The 24,359-nt window shown below is 41.0% G+C and carries 21 protein-coding genes; 11 read left to right on the top strand and 10 right to left on the bottom strand.

Annotated features, from left to right (window positions below):
* Positions 1-44: 44 nt before the first annotated feature.
* Both lysA and H5163_RS19245 read right to left on the bottom strand, forming a co-directional pair.
* The gene (gene lysA / locus H5163_RS19250) at positions 45-1,298 is read right to left on the bottom strand and encodes a diaminopimelate decarboxylase (protein ID WP_145239948.1); all 1,254 of its coding nucleotides are present in this window, start codon (positions 1,296-1,298) and stop codon (positions 45-47) included.
* Complete coding sequence (locus H5163_RS19245) at positions 1,298-1,492, bottom strand: LPS translocon maturation chaperone LptM (protein ID WP_145239946.1); 195 nt, start codon at positions 1,490-1,492, stop codon at positions 1,298-1,300. The genes lysA and H5163_RS19245 overlap by 1 nt, the downstream gene beginning before the upstream one ends.
* Before the next feature lie 148 nt (positions 1,493-1,640).
* Between H5163_RS19245 and cyaY the strand changes: the two genes are divergently transcribed.
* The 9 genes from cyaY to H5163_RS19200 all read left to right on the top strand — a co-directional run bounded on the left by cyaY (position 1,641) and on the right by H5163_RS19200 (position 12,527).
* Positions 1,641-1,964, top strand: coding sequence for an iron donor protein CyaY (cyaY, locus tag H5163_RS19240; protein WP_182735757.1), 324 nt, complete (start codon positions 1,641-1,643; stop codon positions 1,962-1,964).
* Entirely contained in the window at positions 1,961-2,617 is a 657-nt protein-coding gene (locus H5163_RS19235; protein WP_149982182.1) for an alpha/beta hydrolase, read from the top strand. The genes cyaY and H5163_RS19235 overlap by 4 nt, the downstream gene beginning before the upstream one ends.
* Positions 2,618-2,642: 25 nt before the next feature.
* Positions 2,643-3,545 carry a DUF2914 domain-containing protein gene (locus tag H5163_RS19230; protein WP_182735756.1) on the top strand — a complete coding sequence of 301 codons (903 nt, stop codon included), beginning with the start codon at positions 2,643-2,645 and terminating at the stop codon, positions 3,543-3,545.
* A 62-nt stretch (positions 3,546-3,607) separates the two neighbouring features.
* A complete protein-coding gene (hemC, locus tag H5163_RS19225) occupies positions 3,608-4,546 on the top strand; it encodes a hydroxymethylbilane synthase (protein WP_149982317.1) in 939 nt (312 codons plus the stop codon).
* Positions 4,547-6,412 (top strand): uroporphyrinogen-III C-methyltransferase, encoded by a 1,866-nt coding sequence (locus tag H5163_RS19220; RefSeq protein WP_145239938.1) that lies wholly within the window; start codon positions 4,547-4,549, stop codon positions 6,410-6,412.
* Positions 6,409-7,518: a heme biosynthesis HemY N-terminal domain-containing protein gene (locus H5163_RS19215; protein ID WP_145239936.1), complete on the top strand. Its 1,110-nt coding sequence runs from the start codon at positions 6,409-6,411 to the stop codon at positions 7,516-7,518. The genes H5163_RS19220 and H5163_RS19215 overlap by 4 nt, the downstream gene beginning before the upstream one ends.
* Positions 7,519-7,556: 38 nt before the next feature.
* Positions 7,557-10,250 (top strand): CHASE domain-containing protein, encoded by a 2,694-nt coding sequence (locus H5163_RS19210; protein ID WP_182735755.1) that lies wholly within the window; start codon positions 7,557-7,559, stop codon positions 10,248-10,250.
* Between the two features lie 125 nt (positions 10,251-10,375).
* Positions 10,376-11,383 (top strand): adenosine deaminase, encoded by a 1,008-nt coding sequence (gene add / locus H5163_RS19205; protein ID WP_182735754.1) that lies wholly within the window; start codon positions 10,376-10,378, stop codon positions 11,381-11,383.
* Positions 11,384-11,516: 133 nt separating this feature from the next.
* A complete protein-coding gene (locus H5163_RS19200) occupies positions 11,517-12,527 on the top strand; it encodes a hypothetical protein (protein WP_182735753.1) in 1,011 nt (336 codons plus the stop codon).
* Positions 12,528-12,598: 71 nt separating this feature from the next.
* On the opposite strand, the gene H5163_RS19195 is transcribed toward H5163_RS19200, so the two are convergent.
* The 5 genes from H5163_RS19195 to ubiD all read right to left on the bottom strand — a co-directional run bounded on the left by H5163_RS19195 (position 12,599) and on the right by ubiD (position 16,550).
* On the bottom strand, positions 12,599-13,006 hold the full coding sequence (locus H5163_RS19195; protein ID WP_182735752.1) for a CBS domain-containing protein: 408 nt from the start codon (positions 13,004-13,006) through the stop codon (positions 12,599-12,601).
* A 108-nt stretch (positions 13,007-13,114) separates the two neighbouring features.
* Positions 13,115-13,828: a YafY family protein gene (locus H5163_RS19190; protein ID WP_182735751.1), complete on the bottom strand. Its 714-nt coding sequence runs from the start codon at positions 13,826-13,828 to the stop codon at positions 13,115-13,117.
* 29 nt (positions 13,829-13,857) lie between these two features.
* A complete protein-coding gene (locus H5163_RS19185; protein ID WP_246175571.1) occupies positions 13,858-14,181 on the bottom strand; it encodes a hypothetical protein in 324 nt (107 codons plus the stop codon).
* 102 nt (positions 14,182-14,283) lie between these two features.
* Entirely contained in the window at positions 14,284-14,997 is a 714-nt protein-coding gene (gene fre, locus H5163_RS19180) for an NAD(P)H-flavin reductase (RefSeq protein WP_182735750.1), read from the bottom strand.
* An 86-nt stretch (positions 14,998-15,083) separates the two neighbouring features.
* Complete coding sequence (ubiD, locus tag H5163_RS19175; RefSeq protein ID WP_145239922.1) at positions 15,084-16,550, bottom strand: 4-hydroxy-3-polyprenylbenzoate decarboxylase; 1,467 nt, start codon at positions 16,548-16,550, stop codon at positions 15,084-15,086.
* A gap of 166 nt (positions 16,551-16,716) precedes the next feature.
* On the opposite strand from ubiD, the gene H5163_RS19170 reads away from it, so the two are divergent.
* On the top strand, positions 16,717-19,356 hold the full coding sequence (locus tag H5163_RS19170) for an EAL domain-containing protein (RefSeq protein WP_182735749.1): 2,640 nt from the start codon (positions 16,717-16,719) through the stop codon (positions 19,354-19,356).
* Positions 19,357-19,440: 84 nt separating this feature from the next.
* Here H5163_RS19170 and H5163_RS19165 read toward each other — a convergent pair whose 3' ends face one another.
* Positions 19,441-21,462 (bottom strand): methyl-accepting chemotaxis protein, encoded by a 2,022-nt coding sequence (locus H5163_RS19165; protein ID WP_182735748.1) that lies wholly within the window; start codon positions 21,460-21,462, stop codon positions 19,441-19,443.
* Positions 21,463-21,538: 76 nt separating this feature from the next.
* Positions 21,539-21,823 carry an MliC family protein gene (locus H5163_RS19160; protein WP_182735747.1) on the bottom strand — a complete coding sequence of 95 codons (285 nt, stop codon included), beginning with the start codon at positions 21,821-21,823 and terminating at the stop codon, positions 21,539-21,541.
* A 123-nt stretch (positions 21,824-21,946) separates the two neighbouring features.
* Between H5163_RS19160 and H5163_RS19155 the strand changes: the two genes are divergently transcribed.
* Positions 21,947-22,867 carry a DUF808 domain-containing protein gene (locus tag H5163_RS19155; RefSeq protein WP_145239915.1) on the top strand — a complete coding sequence of 307 codons (921 nt, stop codon included), beginning with the start codon at positions 21,947-21,949 and terminating at the stop codon, positions 22,865-22,867.
* Between the two features lie 56 nt (positions 22,868-22,923).
* Here H5163_RS19155 and H5163_RS19150 read toward each other — a convergent pair whose 3' ends face one another.
* Positions 22,924-24,213, bottom strand: coding sequence for a hypothetical protein (locus H5163_RS19150; RefSeq protein WP_182735746.1), 1,290 nt, complete (start codon positions 24,211-24,213; stop codon positions 22,924-22,926).
* Between the last annotated feature and the right edge of the window lie 146 nt (positions 24,214-24,359).

Here is a 24,359-nt window from a genome sequence, read left to right as displayed (position 1 = left end):
GCTCTGCGCTAATCATGCCACAGAGCAGCCTCGTTACAAAAAGTTTATGGTAAAATTTTCTCGCCTTGCCATAGACTTTCCAGAGTTTCACGCGCGCGGATCAAATGACTCTGCTCGCCATCGACCATGATCTCTGCCACACGTGGCCGTGAGTTATAATTTGAGCTCATGGTAAAGCCGTAGGCACCAGCGCTGCGCTGGGCAAGTAAATCACCTTGTTGTAAGGCTAACAGGCGATCTTTACCTAAAAAGTCACCGGTTTCACACACCGGACCGACAATATCAAAGTTGTATGTGGGTGTGTCGTCATTACGAGGCGTTACCGGCACAATTCTTTGCCATGCTTGATATAAAGCAGGGCGCAACATATCGTTCATACCGGCATCAACGATTGCAAAAAATTTATCTTGGTTTTGTTTTATAAACTCAACTTTTGTAACCAAAATACCCGCATTGGCAGCAATCGCACGGCCCGGTTCAAAAATAAGCTCTAAGTGTTGATAATCAGTTAAACGATCGGTGATATGTGCCACATATTCACTTGGATGCGGTGGCGCTTCGCCATTGTATGGTACGCCTAAACCGCCGCCAATATCTAAATGGCTGAGTTCAATACCGTTGGCTTTTAAATCGTCAATTAGAGCCAGTACTTTGTCTAGTGCTTCGAGAAATGGTTTGATTTCAGTCAGCTGTGAGCCAATGTGACAATCAACCCCGGTGATTTTTAGGCCAGGCAATGACGCAGCATACTGATAAACACTTGTTGCAGTAAGAATATCTATACCGAATTTATTTTCTTTTAAACCCGTTGAAATATACGGATGGGTTTTCGCATCGATATCAGGGTTTACACGAATTGAAATTGGCGCGACTAAATTAAGTTCACTGGCAACGTGTGAAATACGATCTAGCTCTGAGACAGACTCAACATTAAAACATTTAATCCCGAGCTTGAGTGCGTAGGCAATCTCGTCTGCTGTTTTGGCAACCCCTGAAAAAACCACTTTACTAGCGTCGCCTCCGGCCGCAATGACGCGGGCAAGCTCACCTTTAGAAACAATATCAAAACCTGAGCCCAAGCGTGCCAGCACATTTAAAACAGCAATGTTTGAATTGGCTTTTACAGCATAGCAAACTAAGTTTTTATGATTGGTCGCGGCCTGTGCAAAGGCAAGGTAATGACGCTCAAAGGTTTTGCGAGAATATATATAACAAGGCGTACCGTATTGTGCGGCGAGCTCCTTGACAGCGATGTCTTCAGCATGCAGCTGATTATTTTTATAGTCAAAAAAGTCCATTATTGGTCCTGTTTCGATTCAATTGTTGATGACTGTGTTTGCGTAACTGGAGTTGTTACTTGTTGTGGTTTATTTGGCTCGGCTTTATCTTCTGGCAAATACAGTGGCCCGCTTTGTCCGCAGCCAGCTAAAGTGATGAGTAGTACACCAAGTGGGGAAAGTCGTTTTAATTGTTTAAGATGCATCTCTTTCATTAGATTAATCGTGTTGCTGGCTTTATAATCGCAGATTAACAGAATATCTAAAAAATGCAGCTATTCGCGGATGAATTTATTCCTGTTACACTAGCTGCATGCAATTCGTACCGAATATCTGGCTAAATGCCCGTAAAAGGAAACAATAATGACTGATCATGAATACCACCAATTAGCCGAAGCTCTTATGTTTACCATTGAAGAACAAGTGGATGACTGTGAAGCTGACTTAGACTATGAATCTGCACAAGGTATTTTGGAGATTATTTTTGCTGATCGCAGTAAAATTGTGATTAATAAGCAAGCTCCTTTGCATCAAGTATGGGTGGCGACTAAGTTTAATGGTCACCATTTTGAATTGCGTGGCGATAAGTGGATTGATAATCGCTCGGGCGCAGAATTTTGGCAGTTTATGAATGAAGCAACAACGCGTCAAGCTGGCCAAACGGTAAAATGGCAATCAGCACTATGAGTTTAGAGTTTGTAGAATACGCGGCAAAAGGCCAGCATCAAGCAACGATTATTTGGTTACATGGTTTAGGCGATTCAGGCGATGGATTTTTACCTGTCGCATCGCAACTTGCATTGCCTGATGAATTAGGTGTGCGGTTTGTGTTCCCGCATGCTCCGGTACAACCGGTCACCATAAATGGTGGTATGGCAATGCGTTCTTGGTATGATATTAAATCTATGGATCTAGACAAGCGCGCTGATGAAACTGGAGTACGCGAATCAGCGGCGAAGGTTGAGCAGTTGATTGAGCAAGAGCTTGGTAAAGGTATTCCTGCAGATAAAATAATATTGGCTGGTTTTTCTCAAGGTGGCGTTATTGCGCTACATTTAGCACCGCGTTTAACTCAGAAACTGGCAGGTGTAATGGCGCTTTCGACTTATATGTGCGTGCCAGATAAGTTAACGGCTGAAGCTAAACATACAGATTTGTCGGTATTTATGGCTCATGGTAGCCAAGATCAAGTAGTACCTTATGATGCAGGTCGTCATGCGTTTGACATACTTACAACGCATAACATGGATGTAAGTTGGCAAGATTACCCAATGGGCCATCAGCTCTGCGGGGAAGAACTAATGGCTATTCGCCACTGGTTGATCGCGCGCTTAAGTTAAATAGTGTTGAGTAGCCGAGGCTAAAATGAAACAAAAAATAGTGATCACTGCAAGTATGAGTCGAGAGGCTGCACCTATCGCGCCTGAGGTAACCTATCAATGGCATTGGCAGCGCATTGTTACCGTTACGCTACTGATGATATTTGCGTTAGTTATTTTTACTTATAGCCTGTTGAGCTCCGTTAATGCTGAGCAAAATGATCAACAACAACCCCTTGATAGCCCCGAGTCTGTTGCACAGACAAGCGAAGAAGACGCGCCTTTAGCATCTTCAACAACGGTAGCAGACAATACAGAGTTTGAGGTAATCAGCGAAGCGTCGACACTCACTGATATTAATGCTGATGATGGTAATGATGCTAGTGTAGTGGATGATAAAAGTGAATCGCTAGAAATGGCGATGATAACTGATAGCCCAGAGCAGCAAATTGTTGATAGTAATCAGCCCGAACAAAGCCAAGCACTTGCAGCTAATACTATTGTTGCTACAAATACCAATAATGAGCCAGTAGAAAGTGACGTTAGTGCGGAACAACCAGATAGTTTTGCTACATCCGCACATATTGCCAGCGTTGCTCTTGGTGCAAAAATTGATACCGACAAAGTAAGCCGCGCAGTATTGACCCGTGAAGTGGTTGATCGTGAACCCGTTAATGTTTTTAAAGCGGATGTGCGTTTAAATGAATTTACTGAAACAATGGCATTTTTTAGTGAGCTTAAAAATATGCAAGGGCAGACGGTCAAGCATGTTTGGCGCTATGAAAATGAAGTGCTAGCTAGTATTGAGCTTGGTGTAACGTCTCCTCGGTATCGCACTTACTCTAATAAAACTATTTTACCTGAACAAGTTGGCAACTGGCGTGTTGATGTTGTTGACGAACAGGGCCATTTATTGGCACAAAAAGAATTTCGCATTTTAGCTGAGTAAGTGTTTATTCACCTTTAGGCTCAGCAAAGAAAATTAATTGGACTCCTTTTATGACTGAAAACGTGACAAAAAAACCTCAACTTATTCGTATCGCTACGCGTAAAAGTGCATTAGCACTGTGGCAGGCTGAATTTGTAAAGGCACAGCTAGAGCATTTCCATGCCGGCATTACTGTTGAGCTAGTACCAATGTCGACGCAAGGAGATATTATTCTTGATACACCACTTGCAAAAATCGGTGGCAAAGGACTATTTGTTAAAGAGCTTGAGCAGGCCATGTTAGATGGCCGTGCAGATATCGCTGTGCATTCAATGAAAGATGTACCTGTTGATTTTCCTGAAGGGTTAGCACTGCATACAATTTGTGAACGTGAAGATCCACGCGATGCATTTGTGTCAAATACCTTTGCCAACATTGCACAGCTACCACAAGGTGCTATTGTTGGTACATCGAGTTTGCGTCGTCAGTGTCAAATTCGTGAACTGCGTCCTGATTTAGAAATTCGTGATTTACGCGGTAACGTCAATACTCGCCTAGCTAAGCTTGATGATGGCCAATATGATGCGATTATTTTAGCTGCTGCTGGATTAATTCGTTTACAGATGCATGACCGTATTAAAGCATTTATTGAACCAGAAGAATCGTTACCAGCGAATGGTCAGGGCGCTGTAGGTATTGAATGCCGTATTGATGACGAGGTTACCCAAGCGTTACTTGCACCACTTGAGCATAACGAGACACGTATTCGTGTTAATGCCGAACGTGCAATGAATCGCCGTTTAGAAGGTGGTTGCCAAGTGCCAATTGGCGCTTATGCTTTAGTTGATGGCGAGCAAGTACATTTACGTGGTTTAGTGGGCGCAATTGATGGCAGCGAAATTTTACGCGCTGAGATCAGTGGTAAAGCAATTGATGCTGAACAGCTTGGTGTGCAACTGGCTGAACAGTTACTTGCTTTAGGCGCAGATAAAATTTTAGCTGAAGTATATAGAGACGCATAAATGTCACAGATCCTGATAACTCGCCCACATGGAAAAGGCGCCGACCTTGCAGAGCAACTGTCGCAAGGGGGTTATCAGGCGACTTTATTTCCGGTTTTGAAAATTGATTACTTAACCCCAGATAATACTCAACTGACCCCTTTACTGAATGCAGATAAAATTATTTTTATCTCCCAAGATGCTGTCAAAGCATTGTTGGCACTTAAACCCGATATCAATACTAAAGCGCAATTTTATGCCGTAGGTGAACAAACGGCAGAAGCCATTTGGCAGGCATTTGGCGTACGAGCAGCCGTGCCTAAACTGCATGATTCTGAAGGATTACTGGCTTTAAAATCATTACAGCAAGTTGATGGTCTAAATATAGTGTTGGTCAAAGGTAAAGATGGCCGAGCAACGATTGCAAAAAACTTAAAGCAACGTGGGGCATTTTTAAATAATTTAGTGGTTTATCAACGAGGCCCTGTAGAAGGTAATGCAACTGACTGGCTAGACCACTGGCAAAGCCTTGATGTTAAAGGTATAGTCATAACAAGTAATGCGGCAGTTGATGCGATTTTTCGTGAACTGGGCGCAAAACAATTAGAGTGGATCAGACAGTGCCAGTTTTATGTTGCCAGTGCTCGCATTAGTGAATACCTTGCGGCGCAACAGATTGACTCGGCAAATATACACATTGCTGCAGGTGCAAGCGATAGCGCTATGTTTACTTGTATTAGCGAAGGTAACATTATGAGTGAAGATACAAAGCCAACATCACAGCTTGCTGACCCTAAAGCAACGCCAAGCAGTTCAACCAAGGCGAGTGCTAAGGTTGCAGACTCTCCTTCGGCAACAAAAAAAGACTTTGCTATGAAACAAGAAACGAACCAAAACAACAAACAAAAAATAAGTAAAACTGGCAGCTTAGCATTACTTATCTCGTTGATTGTGGCCTCTGGTGTTGGTTTTCAGTTTTACCAAAAACTTCATACACAACAGCAAGCAAATTTGTTAGTTAATCAGTTATCAGCTGACAACCAATTACTCAGTAAAGAGCTGCAAGCAGTGAAAGTTGCGCAGCAAACCTTGCAACAAGCGCTGTTTAATAGTGAGCAAAAAGTTGCTGCTAGCTTAGCTGAAAATGCAGATAACACGGCAAAACAATTAGCAGCCGCCTTGCAGCGTGCAGAGCAACAAACATATAGTCTTAATCCACAAGAGGTGACTAGTTTGCAGCGTATGGCTGAGTTTAAACTGTGGGCTGAGCATGATTATAATGGAGCGGCGGCAGTATTAACTCGATTAGATACGTTATTAGCAGAGCATCCAGGAACTGGCGCTATTCGCCAAGCAATATATCAAGATTTGCAAGCGCTTAGCACTGTTGAGCCGGTTGCAATAGAAGCAATTTATTTAAAGCTGCACGGTGTACTTGGGCAAGTAGATAAGCTCGTTTTCAATGCGGTGGCATTACCACAAGAAGTAGATCAAAAAGAGCAACATGTATTGAGCGAAAACGTTAGTGATTGGCAGCAAAATTTAGCTAATTCGTGGCAGCAATTTAAAGATAACTTTATTAAAATTCGCCAACGTGAAGATATCGCTATTGAACCTTTATTGACAGAGTACGAGCGTCATTTGATCCAACAGCGATTAAGTTTATATTTATCGCAAGCTCAAGATGCGCTTTTGACTAAACAAGCCAGTATTTATTTTACTGCTCTGAGTCAAGCCGAAGTATTAGTAAAAGATTATTTCCAACATGATGAAGCACTAACTAAAAGTACGCTTAAAGCGCTGCAGGAGTTGAGCAAAGAGCAGTTAAACTTTAGTCCAGCTATCACTTTGCAAAGTACTGAGCAGATCAAGGAGTGGGCAAAATGATCCGCTTAATATTGGTTATTATAGCAGTTGCTGTATTACTTGCTTTATCGCCTATGTTAATAGGTGAAGTGGGTTATGTATTAATTTCGTTTAATCAAACTACTATTGAAGGGTCTATCGTCGCTTTTTGCGCGACCATTTTGGTTATCGCGCTGGGTTTGTATTTAACTTATAAGCTTATTCGTTATATTTTGTCTTTATACAGCAATACTCGCCATCGTTTTTTTGCCCGCAGTGAAGAGCGTAAACAAGCGGCGATTGAGCAAGGTGTATGGAGCTTAATTAATGGTGATAGCGAGCAGCTAGAACTGGCATTGGGAAACAATAGCGTGGCTGATAATTGGCAAGATGTGCGCTATGCGTTACTAGCTAAAGCGGCTTTACAAAATAATGACACAAGCAAAGCGATTGGATTACTTGAGAAAATATCGCCAGCAAACCAACTAAAAGCGGCTAAACTCTGGTTAGCCAGTGGTGATTGCAGCACAGTAAGCAGTGAATTAAAAGCGTTAGCGGAAGCTAAAAAAGCCACCGCGCTGGAGCTGAAATTGTATGCCGAAGTACTTGTGCAACAGCAAAAATGGACTGCGCTTGAGCAGTTTATGCCGCGTTTACTAAGTAAAAAAGCGTTAACAGATAGCCAATGGTCGATATTATTAACCACCTACTTTATGGCACAGCCAGAATCGCAATTAACCGATAAGTATCAGCAACTATCTAAAAACGTAAAAGTAAAAGCGCATAGCTGTTACTTAGCTGCGATGGCAAAAGCTGGGCGTTTAAATGAGATTGAATTAAGTTTACTTAAAATGCTGAAAAAACCAGAGCAGCATATTGAGCTTGCACATATATTAAAAGTGTCCGCCCCTGGAGACGCATTAAAGTTACAGGCGAGTTTACAAGATACTTTAAAAAAAGAGCCGGATAATCAAGCATTGTTACTGGCACTTGCATGCTTAGCTAATGCTCATGGTGAGTATGAGCTTGCTGCTCGGGTGTTCGATAAAGCGTTAAACACAGAGAACAGCAAAGAATATTTAGTACAAGCACAGCTTAGTTATAGTAAAAGCGCACAACCACAAAAAGCACTCGACCTTTATTTGTAATTACAGTTAGTTGAGGCCTGAATAGGAGCGCCAGAGCATTGCAAAATATATTTACTCTGACGTTTGGTTTAACTTTTGCTTATTTTATTACTGGGTTTTTCAGTAATTCGCTGCTCGCTATTGATGGTTATGCAGTGGCTTCGTGGCCACCATCAGGCATTGCCCTTGCAGGGTTTTTATTGTGCGGGCGACGCGCCTTAGTTGGGGTTTTGCTCGGTGCTTTACTCACCAATATGATTCATCTCGATCGTGTTGCTGATATTCTGCATTGGCAGGTTTTCTTACAAGCTTTAGCTGTCTCTTTTGCAGCCGTTTTGCAGGCCTGGGTAGGCTGCTATTGCATCGTTAAAATAATTAAAGCTCCGCTAGACTTATCCTCTTTAAAACACAGTGTACAAAGCTTGATCATTGCAGGGCCTGCTTGCTGTGTGATTGCTGCAGCGATAGGCACTAGCTTATTGGTGTCCAATAATATAATACCGGTACATACCGCTTTTGATAACTTTGTGGCGTGGTGGATTGGCGACAGTATTGGGGTGTTAATTTTTACACCGTTAATATTGGCGGCTTTTAATTACGAGCAGATGCGTCATCGCTTACAAGTAATTTTACCTTCAATCCTTATTTATGTCGTTATAAGTATTAGCTTTTATGCTGCGGCAAGTGTGAAAAAAGACAAAGATATTCAAAAGCAAGAAGCAAAAGTAGCTGAAGTGCGGTTGGAAATAAATCATAAATTAGATGAGGTATCGGCGCATTTAGCTCTGCTTTCTACTTTTTTTGCCAGTAGTGATGAAGTCAGTTACGCTGAATTTAAGCGTTTTACTACAACTCAACTTGATTATAGCAATGAAGTACTTGCCCTAGAATGGGTGCCAAATGTACCGTTATCAACGGTTGCTCAATACCAACAACAAATTCGTCTAGAAGGCTTTAATGAATTTTATATAAAAGAGCAATCACCCGAGCAACAATGGCAGAGTGTGACGAAACGGGACAGTTATTACCCTGTACAGTATGTACATCCGATGTTGGGTAATGAAGAGGTAGTAGGTTTTGATTTAGCCTCAAATGCGCAAATCCGTAATGTGATGATGATGTCAAAAGCATTGAATGAGTTGATTATTAGCGAACCGATGAAGCTTGTACAAAGCAACAATGATGATACTGGGGTATTGTTTTTCTTTCCGGTTTTTGGTGACTTAGATATTCAAGGTGATTTTAGGGGCTTTGTGGTTGGCGTTATTAACTTAGCGCGCTTGGCTGATACTTTGCAGTTTAATCATCGTAGTCAAGTAAGTATGCACTTCTACGATGTGACTGATGCGCAGCAGCGGCAACTAATCTACCGTGCATCTCGCACCGATAGCAAACTGCTGAGTGAATACCAGTTAGTTATTGGGCAGCGAGTTTGGCAAGTTCAGCTATTTGAGCCAACAACACAAACGTCATGGATAATGTACTGGTTTGCACAAATATTAGGGATGTTATTTGTTTGGTTACTGATCACTTTTTTAATCTCAGTGACCGGCACCAATATTCAGGTGCGCGAGCAAGTTGCTCAACAAACACGAGTGTTGCGTCAAGAAAAACAAAAAGCAGATGAAGCAAGTCAAATCAAAAGCCAGTTTTTAGCGAATATGAGTCACGAAGTACGTACTCCGATCAATGGCATTAAAGGTCTGCATTATTTAGCGTTGCAGCAGCAAGATTGGCAACAAGCCCGCCATTATATTGAACAAGCTGATGGTGCGCTGAGTGTGTTGCTGCGAGTATTAAATGATGTACTCGATTTCTCTAAAATGGAAGCTGGCAAACTCGATTTAATACAAGAGCCTATCGAGCTAAATCAGCTTATTGATGAATTAGTTAATTTGGTGCAATTCGACGTTGATATTAAGTCGCTGAAATTAATATTAGAACTAGATAACAGCGCAGATCTACAGCTAGATAGCGACCCAATACGTTTAAAGCAGGTCTTGCTAAATTTATTAAATAATGCGATTAAGTTTACCGCTACAGGCACAATCACACTCAAAGTATGGCAGCAGCAAGACGTCACTTACTTTAGTGTCAGTGATACTGGTATTGGTATTAGCCAAGTAGCTCAACAGCAACTTTTTCAACCATTTGCACAAGCCGATAGCTCTACCTCGCGACAGTTCGGCGGTACAGGTTTGGGGTTAAGTATTTGCAAAAAGTTGGTTGAATTGATGGGAGGAAATATTAGTTTAGTAAGTGAGGAAGGACAAGGTTCAACTTTCACTTTTACCTTACCACGTATCTCGCCTCTCACTAAAGCCGAGCAATTAGAGCCTCTCTTTGCTGAGATTGACACGAGTACTTTATCGCTTGCTGAATTTAAGATCCTATTGGTGGAAGATAATCCGCTAAACCAACATGTTGCTACCGCTATATTAAAAACCAAAGGGTGTATTGCTGATGTTGCCAGTGACGGTTTTGAAGCCATTGAGAAGGTCTCTGAAACCCGTTATGATTTAGTGCTTATGGATATTCAAATGCCTAATATGGATGGTTTGCAAGCCACTAAAGTGATTCGTGATGAGCTATTTATACATCAGCTTCCTATTATTGCTCTGTCAGCAAATGCTCATGATGATGATGTTAAAAAAGCTCTCGCAGCTGGTATGGATGGCTATTTAACAAAACCAATCGATGCCGAAAAGCTATTTAAAACCATATGGCATTACCTACAACAGAGTACTGATTAATTTTTAGTACTTTTATCGAGCGGGGCTGACAAATGACCTCAATAATACAAACAAAATCATCTAAACTTGAATTACCGATTTAAGTGCGTATGATCCGCGCAAATTAACTGAACTGAGTGCTAATTATGATCAATAAAAAACTCCCTTTGCTAGATATCCATCGCCATTTAGATGGCAATGTCCGCGCGCAAACTATTCTTGATTTAGGTCGTCAGTTCAATATTAAGCTGCCTGCTGATAATGTTGCAGACTTAATACCGCATGTGCAAGTTATCGATCCTGAGCCTAACTTAATGGCCTTTTTACAAAAGCTTGACTGGGGCGTCACGGTATTGGGTGATTACGATGCGTGTCGGCGTATTGCTATCGAAAATATTGAAGATGCGCAAGCACAAGGTCTTGATTATGTAGAGCTGCGTTTTAGCCCTTACTACATGGCACAAAGCCAAGGCTTACATCCACAAGGTGTGGTTGAAGCTGTAGTTGATGGTATTAAAAGTGCGACTCAAAGTAGCACGGTTAAAGCTAACCTGATTGGTATATTATCACGTACTTATGGCACTAAAGTTTGCCAGCAAGAGTTAGATGCCTTACTCGCGTTTAAAAATGATTTAGTTGCAGTGGACTTAGCTGGTGATGAAATTGGCTTTCCGGGCGAGTTATTTGTCGATCACTTTAAGCAAGTACGTGATGCTTACCTTAGCGCAACGATTCACGCCGGTGAAGCTCTGGGAGCTGCCAGTATTTGGCAAGCAATCAATGAGCTAGGTGCTGAGCGTATTGGCCATGGTGTCAAAGCTATTGAAGATGCCAAGCTAATGGACTACCTACGTGATAAACGCATAGGTATTGAATCGTGCCTAACTAGTAACGTGCAAACCAGCACAGTAGCCAGTTTAGATGTGCATCCACTGAAGCGCTTCTTAGATCATGGTATTTTAGCGTGTATTAATACCGATGATCCCGCAGTGGAAGGCATCGAAATTGAACATGAATACATGGTTGCAGGACCTGCTGCAGGACTGACTCAGGTTGATATGGAAAAGGCGCAAGTTAATGCGCTTGAGATTGCATATTTAAGCGATGCAGAAAAACAAGCCTTACGAGATCTAAAAGCCTCGTCTACTTATTAATTTAAGTTTTATGATTGAAATGCGCTATCTAGCGCATTTTTGCAATATCAACAGGAAAGAAAAACATTTATTGCACTAGAAGAATGGCGCTTCTAAATAAAGTAAGGATGTAATTCCCTTAAAGGACCTGACTATGAAATTTTTCACGATATTTTTTACTCTTTCGATTTTAGCAAATAGTTATTTTGTAAAGGCTGAATCATTCATACCTGCGAAACTTATTAATAATCACAATACGCTAAATAAAACTCAAAGCGCCACTCGTTTAGAAGGCTGGGCTTACGTAAGTTATGTAATTGATATCGATGGTAAAGTGAGAGATATTGATATTATCGATATTTCTGATAAAGAATATTTTACTGCACGTACAAAAAAATACTTTGAAAAGCTTGAGTTTTCGCCAGCAACAGATGGGCAAGGCAGTATTGCGTCTGGGCAAACGCTGTTACTTCGCTTGACTAAGGAAGGGATTGGTATTGGTAGATACGCTGTTACGCCCGGTTTTTATACTCGTTACGAGCAAGCAAGTGAGCTGCTTTCTCAGCAGCGGTTCGCTGAAGTCGAAAAATTATTGACCGATATGTCATCAGATAATGCCAAAAACTTACAAGAGCAGGCTTTACTTTATTGGATTCAAGGTCGCTATTATTACGCGCAAAAAGAGTGGGATAACTACGGTCAAAGTATCGAAAGAGCAGGCTATCTTCATACAGACTTACCACCATCACTTGCCTCTAAAACACTACAAAATTTATATAGTTGGCACTTATATAAAAATCAGTTTTTTAATGCTGGGCAAGCTATTAAGGCAATGACTCAATTAGAGAATGTTGAAATTAGCGAACAAAGCATGGATTTTTTACAGCAGCCTATAAATGAGAGTCTATCAAGTGATAAAGAGTTTAAGTTACAACAAACAATGCTTAAAGGGCAAAGTTGGGTATATCAGCCTCTAAAACTCAATTTTACAATTTCAATGAATGCTGAGCAGATTGGTGAAATAGCGCTAAGATGCGCAAATAGAGTAAACGATTTGACGTTGAGTGACGTTGTTAAAGTGACGTTAGCACCATCAGATAAAAACTGCGCAGTATTAATAAAAGCCAAAGATGCGGCGGTTATAAATATTACGGAGCACCCCTAGCTTAATTAACGCACATTAAACAAATGGCAATGCCTTGTTCGCTTAGCGTCAGGTATTGCTTGAAAAACACATTATTGCTGGCAGCTTAGGTAGTTATCAAACATGGCTTTAAGAATATCACTACGGCCTATCATGCCTATGACCGTAGTGCCTTCTACAACAGGGTAGTTTTTCGGCTTACCGGTTTTCATTTGCTCTGCAAGTTCCATTATGTTGGTGTCGCCGTTGACGGTTACAACCTCGGTTTGCATCAGTTGTGAAACCTTAACCACACCGTCACAAAAATAACTATTTTGCATTAACGGTTTTAGCAGTTCTTGCTCAGAAATAAAGCCCACTAAACATTTATTATCATCAAACACTGGCGCTCCCAGTAGTTTGAATTTTTGTAGTTCTGCAATTGCTGTGGTCATCTCGGTTTCAGGGGTTATATGCGGTAACTTGCGCTGCATAAAATCTTTTACTTTGGTGTTTAACATTTGGGTCTCTCCCAATTAATGAGTTATACAAAGTATGGTTAAGGATTGGCCGTTTGTGAAATTGTTTATGTTGATTGCGCTGATAGGTAACAACAATCACAGCTAAATTTAATTATGAGCCAGACCATCAGAGTGAGTTTGGTATTTGGCTTTCACTAACTCCATATAATGCGCTAAGCTTTTTTGTGAATTAGTATCAAATGCCTTGGCGAGTGGAATAATGCTTTGAATACGATCTAAGCGAAACTCTCGGTAGTCACTGCGCAACTGACAATAAGCGATAAGAGTCCACTTTGCTCCCCAATATACCAGTCCTAAAGGGTCGACAATACGCTGAGTTGGTCGTTGGTTTACATCCAGATAATGAAATTCAATGCAGGTTTTATTAGTGATGGCTTTACGAAGTATCAAAGTGGTCGTTTGGTGGCTTTTATCGTGATGAAATGCAGAGACTAAATACGGCAGCTCTGCAACGCGTTGCTTTAACTTGTCAGGTAACACTGCATTAATTTTAGTCATTGCAGCTTGGGCATTCGCCGCTAACTGTGGATCAGTCCAAGCACTGACCATTTTACTACCTAACAACAGTGCTTGTAGCTCCTCAAGAGTAAACATCATCGGTGGTAGATCGTAATCGGTAATTAAATAGCCAGTGCCTGCCTCACCTTCAACGGGCACGCCCGAGCCCTGTAAGTGCTGAATATCGCGATAAATTGTTCGCTGAGATACCTGTAATTTATTGGCAAGTTCGTTTGCAGTGATCGCAAAGCGGCGACTTTTAAGTATGTTTACTAATTGAAATAGCCGCTCTGATTTGTGCATTGGTTATCCTTGTTTTCAAAAATACAGTGTTAGCTTTGTTGGCAAGCTGTTTGGCTAAGCACTTCAAAACGATCCAGCTTTATCGATTCTTTTGCAATGAGAGAAGTGTACTGTTGGCAAATAGCATTATCAAAAAATGTATCACGCAGTTTTTGGGCATCAGCAACCGTAGCAAAATAAATGATACTACTATATTGCTGGGTATCGGCTTGTTTAGCAAGGGAGCGGTAAAGTACGCCTGATTGGTTATCAATATAACGCTGAAAATCATTATTAGCGATGTGGAACTGCGCTAAGTTTGTATCAGTCTTTAGTTTGAAATTTACAACTTCGATTAAATTTGTGGTCATCATAGTTCTCCTTGTTTAAGAAGAGCTAAGTAAATCATAGCGGGCTGTCAGGGAGTGTCAGTAACCAGCTTACGGATAAAAATTAAGCTGGTTACTCTGGTTATACTATTTTATAAATGCAAATGCATCGGCGAACATGTTCTCGCGAATTGCACCATGTGCTAGGAAATCATCGCGCACAATACCTATCATGTCAAAACGCCCTGCCATGTAAATATCATATGGGGCAAGCGATACGATATCGTCCATCACCGCTTTATGTACGTAGCCTGTGTGGCCTGTCCAGCTAGCTGTTGGGTTTTCAACTACGGGTATAAAGGTAAAGTTTTCACGGCTATCGGCCCATGTTTGCATTTCAGTATGCGCATACAAGGCTGACTCTTCACGCACACCCCAATAGAACAATACCGGACGCTCACAACCGATTTCACTTAAATGATCAGCCATAGATTTTGCGTATGAAAACCCAGTGCCGCCAGCGAGTAAAATAATTGGACGTTCGCATTGGAGACGCAACTGTGAAATGCCTAAGCCAGCTTCAATCAACACCTGAGTTTTCTCAGCATGGGCTTGGCGAAGATGCTCTAAAGTTTGCATTGCATATGAATCAACTGCAGATGCGCCAATATGGAGTTCTAGCTCATCAGACTGTGAAGGGCGGCTGGCAATTGAAAACGCGCGCTTGTCTTTTTCGCCAAGCACTACTTGCAAATATTGGCCAGCTTCAAAGGTGACGCTTTCAACAGGTTTTAAAATTACTTTGTGAACAAATTCAGTGAGTGGGCTGATAGCGACAACTTCAGCGTGTAATGTTTGCATGTTTTACCTTAAATTAGCGGATACGCACTTTATTTGAACAATAATAACATATCCGCATAGTGAGTTTATAGCCTCTAAAAGAGCTGTTAAAGAATATCTAAGCTTTGCCAGATTTCATCGACGCGATCTTTAGTCGCTTGATCCATCACAATGGGTTCGCCCCACTCACGAGTGGTTTCGCCGGGCCATTTATTAGTGGCATCCATACCCATTTTTGAACCAAGACCTGAAACCGGTGATGCAAAGTCTAAATAATCAATCGGTGTGTTTTCAATTAGAGTCGTGTCGCGGGCGGGATCCATACGTGTAGTAATCGCCCAGATCACGTCATTCCAATCACGTGCGTTAACGTCATCATCACAGACAATGACAAACTTTGTGTACATAAACTGACGCAAGAACGACCATACCCCCATCATCACGCGCTTGGCATGACCTGGGTATTGTTTTTTCATTGTCACTATCGCCATACGATATGAACAGCCTTCTGGCGGTAGATAAAAATCGACTATCTCAGGAAATTGCTTTTGCAAAATAGGCACGAAGACTTCATTGAGTGCGACCCCTAAAATTGCCGGCTCATCTGGTGGACGACCAGTAAAAGTGCTGTGATAAATAGGATCTTTACGATGTGTCATGTGGGTCACGGTCATAACAGGGAAGTTATCAACCTCATTGTAATAACCCGTGTGATCGCCATAAGGGCCTTCAGGTGCCATTTCGCCCGGCATTATATAGCCTTCAAGAACTATTTCAGCACTGGCTGGAACTTGTAAATCATTGGATATCGACTTAACTACTTCTGTTTTGCTACCACGTAGCAAGCCGGCAAAGGCGTATTCACTCAAGGTATCTGGCACTGGCGTGACGGCACCTAGGATTGTCGCCGGATCAGCACCCAATGCTACCGATACCGGATAAGGTTGGCCTGGGTTTTCTTTACACCATTCTTGAAAATCGAGAGCACCGCCACGGTGTGATAACCAGCGCATAATGATTTTATTTTTACCGAGTAATTGTTGGCGGTAAATACCTAAGTTTTGGCGTTTTTTGAAAGGCCCTTTGGTGACGGTTAAACCCCAAGTGATTAATGGAGCCACATCACCAGGCCAGCAGTGTTGAATTGGCAGCTTAGTTAAATCAACATCATCGCCTTCTAGAATAACTTGCTGACAAGGCGCTTTTTTAACTTCTTTGGCAGGCATATTTAATACTTGCTTAAACACTGGAATTTGGCTAAATGCTTCTCTAATGCCTTTTGGTGGCTCTGGCTCTTTTAAAAATGCCAGTAACTTACCGACTTCTCGTAGTTCGCTAACGTGTTCTTTACCCATTCCCATGGCAACACGCTCTGGTGTACCAAATAAGTTAGCTAGCACGGGGATATCATAACCTTTAGGGTTTTCAAACAATAAAGCGGGTCCCTTAGCACGTAATGTGCGGTCGGCAATTTCGGTCATTTCAAGATAAGGATCAACTTCTTGGTGAATACGCTTCAGTTCACCTTTTTTTTCTAATAAATCGATAAAATCACGTAGATCTTTGTATTTCATTGTGGGCCGCTTTAAAGCTTAAAAGACTGTTGGCATTATACTTAAATAAAGACGTTAAGCGAATTAATGAGGTGTTTTTAGAGCGCATTTAAGCGATCATTTTTGTTACATTATAAGGTGAGTAAGCTATAGTTTAGGACAAATGTTTGAAATGAGTTTTTGATTAATGGGTGGGCTTATCGTAAAAACATTTATCAAGGCTGTTATTATTTGCTGTGTAATTACCTTTGTAGATCAAGTAAGTGCTAAGCAATCACAATCATTAGATTCCGTGATCAATATGCCGCTTTTTAATGAGCACAGTGCCGTGATGTTAGTGGTAGAACCGCAAACGGGTGAAATTAAATTTGCTAATAAAGCAGCGGCTGCATTTTATGGTTACAGTATTGCGCAATTGCAAACAATGCGTATCCAGCAAATTAATATATTTACTGAGCAACAAGTTGCACAGGAGCGCCAAGCGGCTCTGACTAAAGGGCAAAACTATTTTGTTTTCAAACACCGATTAGCGAGCGGTGAAACACGTACCGTTAGCGTTTATTCAGCCCCATTTACAATTGAAAATAAAGATTTTTTATTTTCTGTCATACATGATATTTCATCTCAACGTAACCTTGAAAAAGCGCTTTGGCATTATCAAGAAAATCTTGAACAATTGGTTGCCATTCAAACTAATGAAATAGAACAAAAACGCACCGATCAATTGCTGTTAGCGCTAATATCTATTTCTGTACTAATAATACTGTTAGCGACTTTAACCATGTTAGCTTTGCGATTACGCCGAGCTAAAAAATCGGCGCAAAAAGACAGTGCGACGCTAAAAGCGATTTTCAATAGTATTGATGATCTGCTCGTTTACACGGATGTCGAACATAGGGTCATTACAGCTAATACTGCGGCTGTGCAAAAGTTAACGGCAGGCGAGCCACTGGAAGATAAAAATATTTACTCATTTACTGAGTGCCCGAAAGGAGTAGTTGGGGTTGATAGTGAGTGTCAATTTCACGGAGCTAAAGAGGTATTTTGGGGAGAGGCACGAGTAACCGCAGTTATTGACGAAAAAAATAGCAAAATTGGTGAAATACACTTAATTCGTGATATCACTTTAAAATTAAAAGCACGCCAGCAGCAACGACTCGCGAGCACGGTATTTTCGACAACTAATGAAGGTATTTTGGTTTCTAATCGTGATAATGAAATTCAAGCTGTAAATAAAGCCTTCACACAGATCACCGGTTATCAAGAACAAGATGTGCTTGGTAAAACACCTGCAATATTAAATTCGGGCCATCATAAACCATCGTTTTTTAAAGTGTTATATCGACGTTTAAATGAGGTAGGGCATTGGGAAGGTGAAATATGGAACCGCCGCAAAGATGGTAGTATTTATCCGAGCTGGGTCAATATTTCGGTAGTATTTGACGAGGAAAAAGACATTGAAGTTTATGTTGCCTTATTTAACGACATTTCTTTACGCAAAGAAAATGAACAGGAAATGTGGCTACAAACTAATTTTGATACCTTAACGGGTTTGGCAAATCGCTATCATTATAATAGCAAGCTAGATCAAGAAATGATCCGTGCGACAGCTGATAATAAGCGTTTGGCAATTTGTTTTATTGATTTAGATCGGTTTAAAAGCGTTAACGATACCCTAGGGCATAATAGTGGTGATTTACTATTACTTGAGGCTGCCAAAAGGCTTAAAGCATGTATGCGCAGCTCTGATGTAGTTGCCCGTTTAGGTGGCGATGAGTTTGCGCTATTACTGCCAGGGATCAATACGTTAGCAGATATTGAGCGACTAGCTACAAAAACTCTGCTGGCGCTTAGTTCTTCATTTAAAATTGGTGAGCAAGATGTATTTGTATCCGGCAGTATGGGGATCACTATTTTCCCCGACGATGGAGTCGATCGCAAAATATTATTACGTAATGCTGATAGCGCCATGTACAAAGCTAAAGCACAAGGGCGAAACTGCTTTGAGTTCTTTACCAGTGGCTTGCATGAACAAGCGACTGCTCGCAGTAGGCTCGAAAATGCTCTTCATAAAGCGCTTAGTAATAACGAGTTTACCGTTTATTTTCAGCCAATTATTAGCCACGATAAAAAAACGGTCGGTTGTGAAGCTTTATTGCGATGGCATAGTGCGGAGCTTGGCGATGTGTCGCCGGCACAATTCATTCCTGTATGTGAAGAGTTAGGATTAATCATTCCAATTGGTGAGTGGGTACTCAGAGAAGCATGCCGCGAAGCTGCTAAGTGGTGTAGCAGTTTCGGTGATCAGTTTTTTGTTACGGTAAATATGTCTAGCGTGCAATTTATTCGCCAAGATATTGAAGCGTTAGTTAAAAGTGTTCTACAGGAAACGCAGTTATCAGCTCAGTGTTTAACCCTTGAAATTACAGAAACGCTACTTGCTGATAATAGCTCAAATATTTTGCAGCAGTTGCAAGCATTACGGGCAACCGGCGTGGGTTTAGCAATTGATGACTTTGGCACCGGTTACTCGTCGTTGAGCTATTTAAAGCGTTTTCCGCTGAGTAAGTTAAAAATAGATCGGGAGTTTATAAAAGACTTACCCGATGAGCTTGAAGATTGTGCGATGGTCAGTGCAATAATTTCAATGGCTAGTAACCTACAGCTCAAAGTTGTTGCCGAAGGAGTTGAAACCTTTGCACAGCTGGCTTTTTTAAATGCTCTAAATTGTGATTATATTCAAGGTTTTTTATACAGCAAACCACTGCCAGCGGCACTATTTGATAAATACATTAGGGAGTTTATCGCGGAGCAAAATAATAAATAAGCTGCTACACGCCACTGCAACGTTATTTCTGTGGCGTGTATTTATCATTATCACAATAGCTGCAGATGGATTTTATATTCAGAGTTAGAACTTAAACCTTTCTACCGCGCTGGTTAATGAGTGAGCGAGTTGGTTAACGTCTTCACTTTGGTTGGCGAGAGACTTTGCATGTTCGGCATTCGTTTGTGCTTGCACCGTTACCTGCGCCATAATCTGTTTTATTTCATTGCTGTTATCAAGCTGGTGATGTGATGAACTGGCAATTTGCATACTCATTTGGTTAATTGTCACTAAGGTACTTTGTATTTTATCCACGGCTTGGTTTAATTCACTACTATTTGCTACACATTCTTTTGCTTGTTGTTGCCCATCGTTAATTTCATGATGAGCAGTGTTGGCCTGATGTTGCAGTGTTTGGATCATTGTATGTATTTCGCTAGTCGAGTTTTGCGTTCGTGCAGCTAAAGAGCGTACTTCATCTGCCACAACAGCAAAGCCTCGGCCATTTTCTCCTGCACGAGCAGCTTCAATTGCAGCATTGAGCGCAAGCAAATTAGTTTGCTCAGCAATACTACTAATTGTATCCACGATCGCGCCAATTAATTGTGTGTGCTGGGTTAGCTCATTAGTACTTTGTACTGCTTGATCAAGTCGAGTAAGCAACGCTGCGATACGCTGGCTGTTACGATCAGCAATCTGGTTTACATCATGGGCAAACTGCGAAGCATTAGCAACTTCATTAGAGGTGTTATCAGCTCGTTCACAGACCGCTTGGGAATTACTATGCATGCTATGCGCCACCGAGTCGGCCTCTGCAATACGATCTAATTGCTGCTGTGCTGCTTCGGTCATATGTTGGCCTTGTGCACTGGTTTGAATTGCTGATTGATCTAAGGTGTGGGCGTTATCACTTATCGCACTTAGTAATGTACTTAGATCATCGCTTAATTGATTGATATTGTTTAAAAGTACACCAAATTCATCATCATTATGGGGCTTTGTACGTTTCGATAAATCCCCAGAAGCGATACGTGATAGTGCTTTATTTACAGCATTTAGTGGTTTTAACATTGCTTTGGTGGTTAAAAAGCAGATCAAGGCTGCAAATGAAATAAGCACTAAACTTATAATAATCGCGAGTCGCGAACCGGTAGTGATCACCGACTGAGCATCTGCCTGCAAGGTATCAAAGCGTTTATCGGCTAAATGATTTAACTCAATAATGAGCTGCTCGGTAAGTTGAAACTGTTGCTGGAATACAGCAAAGGCTTGCTCGGTCGCAACTTTACTGGTCAAAAGAGTACTTTGTTGCTGGTACAGTGTTGCCAACTGTTGATTAATTAAGCTGAGAAGGTCTTTTAGGTTGCTGAAATTTGTTTGATTTTTTAACTCACTCGCTTGCTGTTGTAGGTATGTAAAATTAGATTGGATATTGTCTAATAAAAAAGCGGTATCTTGTTGGTGCTCTGTGAGTGTTTGTAGGGAGCTAATGTGGTTGATGCTCTTAACATTATTGCCTAAAGTGAATAGCAAGTCGTCAATGCGGGTCGCGGTACCAACAATAGCGGCTAATAACGAATGTTGCGCCGGTGTTACTTCGATTAGTTCTAAATCAAGTAAGCCATTACTTAAATCAGCGAGATTGTTAGCGTAATCATTTGCTAATAAGGTAACCTGAGTTGCTGCTGTTAGGCCTTGTTGTTTGGTGTTAAACATTGTTGCGCTAGTGTCACTAAACTTTTGATAACGTTGTGTTATTTGTGATAGTAATTGCAGCATTTGTGGTTGGTCGTGCAGCTGAGAGCTTAATTCTTCTAGCTTGGTTTTAAATAAAGTTTGTTCTTCATGAGTGCTCTGTTGCTGCTGTTGCAAACTGGCTTTACTTGTTTGGCTGTATGCAACAGCATTAAATTTGGTGATTGATAACAGCGATAACCGCAAGGCATGACTTTGCTGTTGTACAGGTACAGCTAAAGTTTCTATATCCGAAGTGGCGTGATTAATTTGTCCTAATGACCAGTAAAAAAAACTACTGCTGGCGAGCATTAAAAAACCAATTGTGGCAAAGGCAAAAATTAGTTTCGTTTTAATAGCAATAGCGCGCATAGTGAACCCGTAAATACTTAATTATTTATGAGTGTAGCAGTATTTTTATAAATTATAAGTTTGGCGAGCGATTGTATTACTCTAAATTACAATGATATTTGTTGCCATCAATTATCAACATTGCTTCATTCCCTTTGGTCCAAAACAGCACATCTTCATTGGTATATTTTGCGCCCGAGGCGCTGATTTGTTTGGTCAGCGAATGATCTACTTGATTGTAATTTAGCGTGGCACTTTCTTCATCATTACTGGTAATAACGGCGCTTAGTTGGCTATCGCAGGAGAAAGACTGACTATTTAATTGTTCTGTGCATGCACTGAGGCTAATAACACCGAGTGCAATTAATAGGATTTTATACATAAACAAGTACCTTGGCTAAGTGTGTTTAGCAACTAGCATAGCAAACGAAAATTAACCTTTGGTGAAAATACTTGTTTAGGCTATGTTGATTATTATAAATTTTTTAACTGCAAAGGAAATGAGATGGCAGGTACTAACCTATTGACATTATTGGACGATATCACCACTTTATTAGATGATATTGCCACTATGAGTAAAGTCGCCACGAAGAAAACTGCGGGTGTGTTAGGGGATGATTTAGCCTTAAACGCGCAACAAGTGACAGGAGTCACTGCCGATCGTGAGCTACCAGTCGTGTGGGCGGTAGCGAAAGGCTCCTTTTTAAATAAAGCAATTTTAGTTCCTGCAGCGTTATTAATAAGTGTTTGGCTACCTTGGCTTATTACACCTTTATTAATGGTTGGTGGATTATTTTTGTGTTTTGAAGGTGCTGAAAAGTTAGTCGAAAAGTTATTACCAGCTACGAAAAATGATGATGTAGATGCTATCGAAAATTTAGATTTAGTTGAGTACGAAAAACAAAAAGTAAAAGGAGCTATTCGAACCGACTTTATTTTATCGGCAGAAATAATAGTTATCACTCTAGGCACCGTGGCGGGTGCAAGTCTACTAAATCAAGCGTTAGTCTTAAGTGTTATTGCGGTGATCATGACCATAGGCGTTTATGGGTTAGTGGCAGGGATTGTAAAACTCGATGATGCTGGTTTGTATTTGCTTAACCAAGCACAGCAAACAGGAAACCGTTTTAAAGCATTATTAGGTAAAGGTTTATTAGCCGCAGCACCACGCTTAATGGCGTTTTTAGCATTTGCAGGTACGGTAGCGATGTTTTTAGTGGGTGGTGGAATTTTAGTGCATGGTATTAGTGTGTTGCATCATTGGCAAATCGCTGTTGCTGAGTTTGCACTAGCAAATTTAGGTACGCTGGGAGAGATTATTGCGCCTTTACTGTTCGATGGTTTATTCGGTGTATTAGCCGGTGCGGTTGCTGTGTTGGTTCATCATGGAATTGCCAGCATGAAAGCAAAAAAGCCAGCAAAGTAAATTTGCTGGCAATGAATTAGCAAGGGAATGCTATGAAAGTTATTTGCTTGAATTAATTAGTGTTCATGTTTTGATTCAGCAGCTATACCTAACCAGGTAATTTGATTAGGGATAAAATCAAGGTTAAGAATAGTTTTAGTCGTTTGCTCATGCGTGTCGATACTTAATACTGTTTGGTTGTTTGCATCACTGATATATAAAGTATCGTCGGCCGCAGAGGCAGCGAGTGCATAGTTACCAGCTGGGTTTTCGAGTACTTTAAAGCGTGCACTGACTTGCCAATCATCTTCAGCATGTAGCACCGACAAGAAACCGTCACTTCCAAGCACATAAAACTCGCCAGTAATCCTATCGAGTGCACTTGCTAATACGGTATTTTCAGTATTTTGTTGCCATGCAAGCTGTGTCATTTCAGCTGATGCTGGGTCGATGGTGTAAAAAAGCTTACTTTGTGCAATACCTAAAAATAGTTCGCTGTGTTCACTCGCTTTAATTGTGCCAATACGCGTACCTTCAGCAAAGCTGTTGAGATTAGCTACTTTGGCTGCGTTAAACACACCACCTTTTTCAGTTATAACTAATACACCATCGCTACAGCCAAAAGCGATATGCTGGTGATTTTGCGCACTGCCATGTAGTGCAGGGCAATCCACTGCAAACCGCTGTTCTTGATGAAAGTGATCACCATGAATATGCAGTTGTTCAACATAATTTGGCAGCACGCTAGTTATATCTTCGCTGCGATAAGTTGTTATTACCGATTCACCGCGAATTTGCGCTGTACCATGCATGGCATTAGTAAAGCTATGAGCTGCAAGTATTTCGCCATCTTCAATTGATGTATCAGTTAAAATAGCAAAGCTTGCTGGGATCCCCGCATCTATATTGCCATCAAAAAACAGTGCCGCTTGCTGTTCGCTTATATCAAAATGAGTTGGCTTATCATTTGTTAATGTAAAACCTGAAAAGGAAGGTAGTTGTTCGTAATCATGCAGGTGATCATCATGATCTTCTTGGTATAAACCACCATCAATAAATTCTACATAGTTATCCGCGCGTTGTATAAGTACCGCAAAACGATTGTTAGGACTTGCATATAAGCCGCTAACAATATTTGCAGTATTAAACATTTCAAGTAGCGTGTCATTATCAGTATCGAAAATTGATACGTTTGCAGTATCAGCATGACTAATGGCTAAACGCCCTGTTGAGGTGATTCCGATATGATCATGGTTATCTGCCAGCCCAGCATTTTTATCTGCAAGATCATCAATTTCACTGTTACAAGCACACAGTACGGTGACCATAGATGCGATCAGGCTAGTTTTAAAGTTAGGTAAAATCATTAACATTCCGGTGTTTTGTTATAATGTATCGGTAATGTTATAATGTAACTTAATCAAAGTAAATAAGTACTCTTCGTTCTTTACTTAAGTATTTGGATGGATATCTATTTAAAATCTTACTGGGTACAATTGCTAAAAATATAAAT

Source organism: Pseudoalteromonas sp. SG44-8, from assembly GCF_014164125.1.
Lineage (GTDB): Bacteria > Pseudomonadota > Gammaproteobacteria > Enterobacterales > Alteromonadaceae > Pseudoalteromonas > Pseudoalteromonas rhizosphaerae.
This window is presented reverse-complemented; position numbering and strand designations above follow the sequence as displayed.

Bases quoted from the DNA above. Each gene is read 5' to 3' on its own strand.
- H5163_RS19185 (WP_246175571.1), bottom strand. From the start codon at position 14,181: ATGATGACCACAAATTTAATCGAAGTTGTAAATTTCAAACTAAAGACT.
- H5163_RS19215 (WP_145239936.1), top strand. From the start codon at position 6,409: ATGATCCGCTTAATATTGGTTATTATAGCAGTTGCTGTATTACTTGCT.
- H5163_RS19170 (WP_182735749.1), top strand. From the start codon at position 16,717: ATGGGTGGGCTTATCGTAAAAACATTTATCAAGGCTGTTATTATTTGC.
- H5163_RS19220 (WP_145239938.1), top strand. From the start codon at position 4,547: ATGTCACAGATCCTGATAACTCGCCCACATGGAAAAGGCGCCGACCTT.
- H5163_RS19245 (WP_145239946.1), bottom strand. From the start codon at position 1,492: ATGAAAGAGATGCATCTTAAACAATTAAAACGACTTTCCCCACTTGGT.
- H5163_RS19235 (WP_149982182.1), top strand. From the start codon at position 1,961: ATGAGTTTAGAGTTTGTAGAATACGCGGCAAAAGGCCAGCATCAAGCA.
- H5163_RS19165 (WP_182735748.1), bottom strand. From the start codon at position 21,462: ATGCGCGCTATTGCTATTAAAACGAAACTAATTTTTGCCTTTGCCACA.
- H5163_RS19200 (WP_182735753.1), top strand. From the start codon at position 11,517: ATGAAATTTTTCACGATATTTTTTACTCTTTCGATTTTAGCAAATAGT.
- cyaY (WP_182735757.1), top strand. From the start codon at position 1,641: ATGACTGATCATGAATACCACCAATTAGCCGAAGCTCTTATGTTTACC.
- H5163_RS19155 (WP_145239915.1), top strand. From the start codon at position 21,947: ATGGCAGGTACTAACCTATTGACATTATTGGACGATATCACCACTTTA.
- ubiD (WP_145239922.1), bottom strand. From the start codon at position 16,550: ATGAAATACAAAGATCTACGTGATTTTATCGATTTATTAGAAAAAAAA.
- H5163_RS19190 (WP_182735751.1), bottom strand. From the start codon at position 13,828: ATGCACAAATCAGAGCGGCTATTTCAATTAGTAAACATACTTAAAAGT.
- add (WP_182735754.1), top strand. From the start codon at position 10,376: ATGATCAATAAAAAACTCCCTTTGCTAGATATCCATCGCCATTTAGAT.
- lysA (WP_145239948.1), bottom strand. From the start codon at position 1,298: ATGGACTTTTTTGACTATAAAAATAATCAGCTGCATGCTGAAGACATC.
- H5163_RS19150 (WP_182735746.1), bottom strand. From the start codon at position 24,213: ATGATTTTACCTAACTTTAAAACTAGCCTGATCGCATCTATGGTCACC.
- fre (WP_182735750.1), bottom strand. From the start codon at position 14,997: ATGCAAACATTACACGCTGAAGTTGTCGCTATCAGCCCACTCACTGAA.
- H5163_RS19160 (WP_182735747.1), bottom strand. From the start codon at position 21,823: ATGTATAAAATCCTATTAATTGCACTCGGTGTTATTAGCCTCAGTGCA.
- H5163_RS19195 (WP_182735752.1), bottom strand. From the start codon at position 13,006: ATGTTAAACACCAAAGTAAAAGATTTTATGCAGCGCAAGTTACCGCAT.
- H5163_RS19230 (WP_182735756.1), top strand. From the start codon at position 2,643: ATGAAACAAAAAATAGTGATCACTGCAAGTATGAGTCGAGAGGCTGCA.